Origin of the sequence: uncultured Gemmiger sp. (genome assembly GCA_944388105.1) — a bacterium.
In the GTDB taxonomy this organism is placed as follows: Bacteria; Bacillota; Clostridia; order Oscillospirales; family Ruminococcaceae; genus Gemmiger.
Genome location: CALXHN010000114.1, coordinates 1 through 6,045 on the forward strand (window position 1 = coordinate 1; position 6,045 = coordinate 6,045).

Below are 6,045 nucleotides of genomic sequence, written 5' to 3' on the forward strand. Positions count from 1 at the left end.
CGTCCTGGCACTTGGAGCCGATGGTGTTGGCTTCCCGGTTCAGTTCCTGGGTCAGGAAATCCAGTTTGCGGCCGATGGGCTCATCCAGGGCCAGGATTTCCCGGTACTGGGCCACATGACTGTGCAGGCGCACGGTCTCTTCATCAATGGCGGTCTTGTCCGCAAAAAGAGCAGCCTCGGTGAGGATGCGGCTTTCGTCAATATTGCGGTCGGCCAGCAATTCCTGCAGGCGGGCATACAGGCGTTCGGTGTAGGCCTGTACCCGGCCGGCGCTTCCCTGTTCGATCTGGCCCACCAGGTCTTCCACCACCTGCAGGCGGTTTTCCACATCTTCCTTGAGCTTGGCGCCCTCGGTGGCGCGCATGGCCAGGAAGGCATCCACCGCCTGGGCAGCCACCGAAGACACATCCGCCCACAAAGCATCCGGGTCAGCGGGAGCCGCGGTCTGGGTCAGCACATCGGGGAAACGGGCCAGTGCGGTGACGGTGACGTCATTCTTGATGTCCAGCCGTTCCGCCATGGCATGCAGGGCATGACGGTAGCTTTCAGCCAGAGGCCAGTTGATCTGCACCACGGTGTCGGCGGCGGCCACACTCTGGATGGTGAGATTCAGTTCCACCTTGCCGCGATGGACACGGTCGGCCACCAGCGCTTTGAGCTTGTCGTCCAGAAAGCCGCAGGTGCGCGGCAGCCGGGAAGAATACTCGAAAAAGCGCGCGTTGACGCTGCGCAGCTCCACTGTGATATTGCGGCCGTTGAGCGTCTGCTCGGCCCGGCCATAGCCTGTCATGCTGAGAACCATACCTGAACTCCTCATATCTTACACAGCAAATTTTTCCTGATAGGTATTCAATTTATTATACTACCCACACCGCTGTTTGGCAAGGCAAAGGGCGGCATACAGGCAGAAAAAGCCCCCACGCCATACAGCGCGGGGGCTTTGGGTTTCAGTCAGCGAAAAATCAGACCGGATGGGACTTGTTTTCGTAGTCCGCATGCTGCGCATCCACACCGTGCAGGCGGGCGTTGCGCTTTTCAAAGAATTTGGGGGCGACCTGCGGGAACATGGCGTAGGTCAGCACGTCCTCTTCCTGGATGACATATTTGGCGGCTTCGGCCTTCATCTTCTCCATCTCGGGTTCCAGCAGGTCCGCGGGACGGCAGGTGATGGGCTCTTCGCCCTTGAGGATCATCTTGGAGAACTCCGGTTTGATGGGCGCGGGCGTCTTGCCGTAATCGCCGTGGACCAGGCCCTTGAACTCCTTGGTGACCATCTTGTAGCGCTCGCCCATGATGACGTTGAACACGGCCTGGGTACCCACGATCTGGCTGGTGGGCGTGACCAGCGGCGGGTAGCCGGCATCCTCACGCACCCGCGGGATCTCCTTGAGCACTTCGTCCAGCTGGTCTTCCTTGCCGGCATCCTTCAGCTGCTTGATCATGTTGGACAGCATGCCGCCGGGTACCTGATACAGCAGGGTGTTGGCGTCCACGCCCAGAACCTTCGGGCTGATCTGGCCGTTGGCAATGTACTTTTCACGCAGCTTGGCAAAGTGCTCCCGCACGATGTTCAGCTTGGCGAGGTCCAGACCGGTGTCGTAGTCGGTGCCCTGCAGGGCGGCGACCAGACTCTCGGTGGGCATATGGGAAGTGCCCAGAGCCAGCGGGCTCATGGCGGTATCAATGATGTCGGCGCCCGCTTCGATGCCCTTCAGGATGGACATGGAAGCCAGACCGGCGGTGTAATGGCTGTGGATATCGATGGGAATGCTGACCGCTTCCTTCAGCGCCTTGACCAGGTCATAGCAGGTGTAGGGCTTGAGCAGGCCGGCCATATCCTTGATGCAGATGGAGTCGGCGCCCATCTCTTCCAGCTGTTTGGCATACTCCACGAAATATTCGTTGGTATGCACCGGGCTCAGGGTGTAGCTGATGCAGGCCTGCACATGGGCCTTTTCCTTGCGGGCGGCCTTGATGGCAGTCTGCAGGTTGCGCGGGTCATTCAGGGCGTCAAAGATACGCAGGATGTCGATACCGTTGGCCACAGACTTCTGCACGAAGTATTCCACGGCGTCGTCGGCGTAATGACGGTAGCCCAGCATGTTCTGGCCGCGGAACAGCATCTGCAGCTTGGTCTTGGGCATTTCCCGGCGCAGGGTGCGCAGGCGCTCCCACGGGTCTTCATCCAGGAAACGGATGCAGGCATCAAAGGTGGCGCCGCCCCAGCACTCGATGGAAAAATAACCGATTTCATCCATCGTCTTGAGGATGGGGAGCATCTCGTCGATGGTCATACGGGTGGCCAGCAGCGACTGATGGGCGTCGCGCAGGACAACTTCCGTGATCTGAATGGGTTTCTTAGCCAATCTGATTCACCTCTTTTTCAAACTGCTGCGGGGCTCAGTTCATGGTGCACAGCACATCGCCGGAAGCCACCGTGTCGCCCTTGCGCACGTTGACGCTGGCAATGGTGCCGTCCTGCGGAGCCGAGATCTCGTTTTCCATCTTCATGGCTTCCAGGATCATCAGGGTGTCGCCGGCCTTGACAGAGGCACCGGGCTGGACGCGCACATCCAGAATGTTGCCGGGCATGGGGGCGGAAACGGTGACGGCACCGGCAGCACCGGCAGGTGCGGGCGCTGCCGCGGGAGCCGGAGCAGCCGGCTTGGGAGCGGGCGCCGGAGCAGCAGGGGCAGCGGGGGCCACAGGGCCGCCGGCGGTTTCTTCAACAGTCACATCATAGGCAACGCCGTTGACGGTAACGGTGAGATGTTTCATGACAGAATCCTCCTTGGTATGTATGATCGTGTGATGTTACAGGGTGATGTTGCCGTGCTTCTTGGCCAGACGCACCGCGCGCTTGCTGGCCATCATATCCAGGGCCTGGGCCACGGCGGCACGCACACCGGCAGGCGCCACGGCGGCGTCGGCGGAACCGGCGGCCACGGCGGCGGAAGCGCTGCAGACCTCCGCCTTATAGGCTTCGGCCTTGGCCTTGGTGGCTTTTTCCACATTGTCGGCGGCGTAGATCTCGTCCTTGTACAGAACGCTGACGGCCGTTTCCGGTGCCAGCGGCGCGATGGTGCAGCCGTCCACGGCAATGCGCCAGTCGGCGGACGCGGCAAAGACGGTGTAGATGGGGCCAACGGCCTCACCGGCCAGCACAGCCACCTTGACGGTGGTGGCCTCAGCATACACACCGGCCATACGGGCAGCCTGACGGATACCGCCGGCCATGTCGTCTCCCTCGCTGCGGACGAAACCGTCGGTGTTGACGATGGTCAGCACGGGGATGCTGTATGCATCACACAGGCGGATGAAACGGGCCGCCTTGGCGGTGCAATGGTGGTTGATGGCACTCTTGGCCGTGGCCACGATGCCCACAGCGGCACCGCCCACGGTTCCCAGCGCGGTATACACGGCCTTGCCGTACCCGGCGTAGAGTTCCACCAGGCTGCCTTCGTCGGCCAGAGAAGCGGCCGCGGCAGCGGGTTCATATTTATTGAGGTCCAGCGGCTTGGCTGGTGCGGCGAAATCAAACACCGCAGGGCCGGCCAGGTTGTTGGAGGGCAGCAAAGCCACAATGGAGGCGGCCTTCTTGGCGGCCTGCAGGTCGTCATCGGCCAGGACCGCAGCCACACCGGCGCGGGCGGCGAACTCGGCAGTGCCGGCAATGGACACCTTGTCCTCACTGGTGAACGGTGCATTCAGGAACAGCTCGGCGTCCTTGCTCATGACGCACAGATCGGCGGCGGCCGCCTGCACGGCGGAGGAACCTGCACAGGTGCCGGTGATCACTGCCACCTGGGGCACCACACCGGAAATCCGGGCAATCTGGCCCATCAGGCGGGAGTTGGCGTTCAGCAGTGCCAGCCCGCTCTCCAGGCAGGCGCCGGTAGAGTTGTAGAAAGTGACAACCGGAGCGCCGGTCTCGGCGGCCATGTTCAGAACACGGATATTCTTTTCGATATCATCCACATCGACGGGACGACCGTCCTGCATCACGGCGTACACGCTCTGGCCGCCCGCACAACCATATGCGGCGCTGACCGGGCCGTCGGCAAACAGCGCGGTATAGTTCCCATCGTCAAAAAATGCGGCAAGGAGTTCTGCCTTGCCAGGTTTCTTTGCAGCCATTTAGTGACCTCCTGTATTGATAGCAGTATGGTTTTCACAATGCCATATGCAATGATTATACTACTTTATTTCCAGTGGGACAAGTGGATTTTGTTCAAATTGCGCGGTTTTTTTCGGATTTTTTTGCAGAAATGCCCCGTGTCAGTCCTTCTTTTTGCTGCCGCCCGACTTGATGGCTGCGTTGCGCAGAGCCGTGACCTCCGAGCGCTTGAGTTCCCGCCATTCGCCGGGAGCCAGCATGCCCAGCTTCACCGGACCTTCGGCGCTGCGCTTCAGGCGGATGACTTCCAGGCCCACGCTTTCACACATGCGGCGGATCTGGCGGTTGCGGCCTTCGTGCAGGGTGATCTCCAGCACGGTGCGGTTGGGCTCATCAGTGACCACATGGATCACCGCCGGAGCGGTCTTGACCCCGTCATCCAGCACCACGCCGCTGGACATCTTGACGATCTGCTCCTCGGTGGCGCGGGGACGCACGGTGACCCGGTACAATTTGCCCACACCGCCGGAAGGATGGGTCAGCAGATTGGCAAAAGCGCCGTCGTCCGTCATGAGCAGGAGGCCTTCGCTGTCCTTGTCCAGGCGCCCCACAGGGTACACCCGGCGGCCCACCCCCTTGACCAGATCCATGACCGTCTTGCGGCCCAGTTCATCCGAGGCGGTGGTGATAAAGCCCCGGGGCTTATGCAGCATAATATAGATGTACTTGCGTTTGCGCACGATGCGCACCGTCTTGCCGTCGATGGAGACCTTGTCAAAATCCGGGTCCATCTTGTCTCCCAGGGTGACGGGATGCCCGTTGACCTTGACCCGGCCTTCGTCGATCATGCGCTCTGCCGCGCGGCGGGAGCAGATGCCCTGGTCGGAGAGGACTTTCTGAATGCGTTGTTCTGCCATAATAAAAAATTCCTTTCAAAAAGGCGCAAAGTGGCTTGAAGCCGCCTTGCGCCGTGTGTTTTTGTATGTTGCCCCGGCCCCGGCGCGTTCCGGCCGGACCTCAGGTCAGTTCTGGCTCGCGTCCGCCTGGGCAAAAGCCTCCTTGGCGGCCTCGGTAGCGGTCTCCTTGCTGGGTTTGCCCTTGCCGAGCATGGACGCCAGCTTTTCCACCAGTTCGGGCAGCGCGGCGATGGCGTTGTCGATGGTGGTGGCATGTTCCATCAGCTGCACGGTGCGCACGCCGGCAGGGCTGATGACCAGAAACGCCACCGGGGTGATGGACACGCCCGCACCGGACCCGCCGCCGAACATCTGTTTGCTGGCGTTGGCGCCCACATCCGAACCACCGGACGCAAAGCCGAAGGTGACCCGGGAAACCGGGATGATGGTGGTATCTTCATCCACCTTGATGGGGTCGCCGATGATGGTGGAAGAGTCCACCATATCCCGGACCTTGTCCATCGTGATCCCCATCATACCCTGCAGCGGGTGTTCTGCCATAGTAAATTACCTCCTATATTCCCTACGCGCCGCTCAGGTCAGCGCGCCCAGCTTGTCCTGTATTTCCTCCAGAGGGATATGACCCTTCTCATCCCGACGCATCAGGTAGAACAGGATCAACAATATTATATACGGCCTTGTGCGGATTTGGCAAGAAAAAATCCGTTTTCCCGCCAGCGTACCGGTAAAATCCGGTTCCAGGCGCAGGGATTCGGCCCGGATGGTCAGATATTGTCTGGCCAGCGTGAGCAGATTGTTGCTCAGAGCGATGCGCCGGCCGTAGGCCACGGCCGTATCGGCGGCGTCCTCCCCTGTCACGGTCCAGAAGACCTGCAGCTTGTTCACCTGCACACCGCGCAGCAGTCTGGCCCGGTGCGGTGCCAGGGTGCCGAAAAAGATGCGGGCCGCCCCCAAAAGGGCATCCTGTTCGCCGGAAGTCAGCTCTTCCGGCTGCGGTTCCACAGGCGGAAG

General features: G+C 61.0%; 7 protein-coding genes. All 7 read right to left on the minus strand.

Annotation, left to right across the window (positions count from 1 at the left end; genetic code table 11):
- A partial coding sequence (locus tag Q0K17_RS10000) for a YicC/YloC family endoribonuclease (RefSeq protein WP_294542711.1) occupies positions 1 to 802 on the minus strand: 802 nt, incomplete at its 3' end.
- A 160-nt stretch (positions 803 to 962) separates the two neighbouring features.
- Positions 963 to 2,366, minus strand: a complete 1,404-nt coding sequence (locus tag Q0K17_RS10005) for an oxaloacetate decarboxylase subunit alpha (RefSeq protein ID WP_294542712.1) — start codon at positions 2,364 to 2,366, stop codon at positions 963 to 965.
- A gap of 34 nt (positions 2,367 to 2,400) precedes the next feature.
- A complete protein-coding gene (locus Q0K17_RS10010; RefSeq protein ID WP_294542713.1) occupies positions 2,401 to 2,778 on the minus strand; it encodes a biotin/lipoyl-containing protein in 378 nt (125 codons plus the stop codon).
- 36 nt (positions 2,779 to 2,814) lie between these two features.
- Positions 2,815 to 4,137, minus strand: a complete 1,323-nt coding sequence (locus Q0K17_RS10015) for a carboxyl transferase domain-containing protein (protein WP_294542714.1) — start codon at positions 4,135 to 4,137, stop codon at positions 2,815 to 2,817.
- Positions 4,138 to 4,278: 141 nt separating this feature from the next.
- Complete coding sequence (locus Q0K17_RS10020) at positions 4,279 to 5,034, minus strand: pseudouridine synthase (RefSeq protein WP_294542715.1); 756 nt, start codon at positions 5,032 to 5,034, stop codon at positions 4,279 to 4,281.
- 105 nt (positions 5,035 to 5,139) lie between these two features.
- The gene (gene ytfJ / locus Q0K17_RS10025) at positions 5,140 to 5,574 is read right to left on the minus strand and encodes a GerW family sporulation protein (RefSeq protein ID WP_294542716.1); all 435 of its coding nucleotides are present in this window, start codon (positions 5,572 to 5,574) and stop codon (positions 5,140 to 5,142) included.
- A 33-nt stretch (positions 5,575 to 5,607) separates the two neighbouring features.
- On the minus strand, positions 5,608 to 6,045 hold a 438-nt coding region (locus Q0K17_RS10030), incomplete at its 5' end, for a DUF2953 domain-containing protein (protein WP_294542717.1).